Genomic DNA, 1,097 nt, shown 5'->3' on the forward strand with positions numbered 1-1,097 from the left:
CGCCGCTGCCGCCGACGCTGCCGCCGCTGCTGCCGCAGTCGCGGTGCCCGGCTGGAGGGGCTCGCGCCGGGCGACCGCGATCGCGGCGGTGATCGCCACGATCGCCCGGTCGATCTCCCGTCGGGTCGTCGCCCAGTTGCTCACCGACAGGCGCATCGCCGCCCGGCCCCGCCACACCGTGCCGGTGACGTACGCCTCGCCGCCCGCCGTCACCGCCGTGGTGACCTGCCGGGTCAGCCGGTCGCCGCGGGCGGCCCCGGCCCGTCCGCCCTCGCCGTCGGTGTCCCCGCCGCCGTCGTCACCCGCCTGGGTGGCGTGGCCCAGGCCGTCGGGCTGCCCGACCAGGCGGGGGTGCGGGCAGTCCGGGCGGAGGTCCGAGTGGTCCGGGTGGGGGTCGTCCACCCGGATGAGGACCTGGTTGAGGGCGACGAGGGGGCCCGGGTGGGCGGGGTCACCGGTCGCGTTGAGCACCGTCACTCCCGGTAGGGCGGCGAGCCGGGTGGCGGCGTGGTCGGCGAGGTCGCAGCACCGGTCGACGAGGTCGCGCAGGCCAGCGCGGCCCAGCGAGCGCAGCGCCGCGTAGACGGCGAGGGCGCGGGCCCGCCGGCTGAACTCCGGCGTCCAGTCCACCGGGTCGAGCTGCCCCGCCGGGTCGAGCACGAAGTAGTCCGCCGAGGTCGACATCGCCCGCCGGTGCGCCACCCGGTCGGCGACCAGCGCGATCCCACAGTCGTAGGGGACGTTGAGCCACTTGTGCCCGTCGGTGGCCCACGACTCGGCGAGCTCGGCGCCGGCGACGAGCTCGCGCCGCGCCGGTGACCCCGACACCGCCGCCCAGAGGCCGAAGGCGCCGTCGACGTGCACCCAGGCGCCGTGGGCGTGGGCGATCGCGCAGATCTCGCCGAGCGGGTCGAAGGCGCCGGTGTTGACCTCCCCCGCCTGGGCGACGACGACCGTCGGTCGCTGCGGGGCACCGGTGGCGCCGGTGGCGCCGGTGGCGGTGGTAGCGGTGGCGCCGAGGGCGGCGCGCAGGGCGTCGGGACGCATCCGGCCGAGCCGGTCGGTGGCCACCTCGACGATCGCGCGGGTGCCGAAGC

At 78.0% G+C, this 1,097-nt stretch carries 1 protein-coding gene; it reads right to left on the reverse strand.

Annotation, left to right across the window (positions count from 1 at the left end):
* A partial coding sequence (locus ND748_RS32540) for a pyridoxal-dependent decarboxylase (protein ID WP_251750095.1) occupies positions 1 to 1,097 on the reverse strand: 1,097 nt, incomplete at both ends.

Source organism: Frankia sp. AiPs1 (genome assembly GCF_023716945.1).
Lineage (GTDB): Bacteria > Actinomycetota > Actinomycetes > Frankiales > Frankiaceae > Frankia.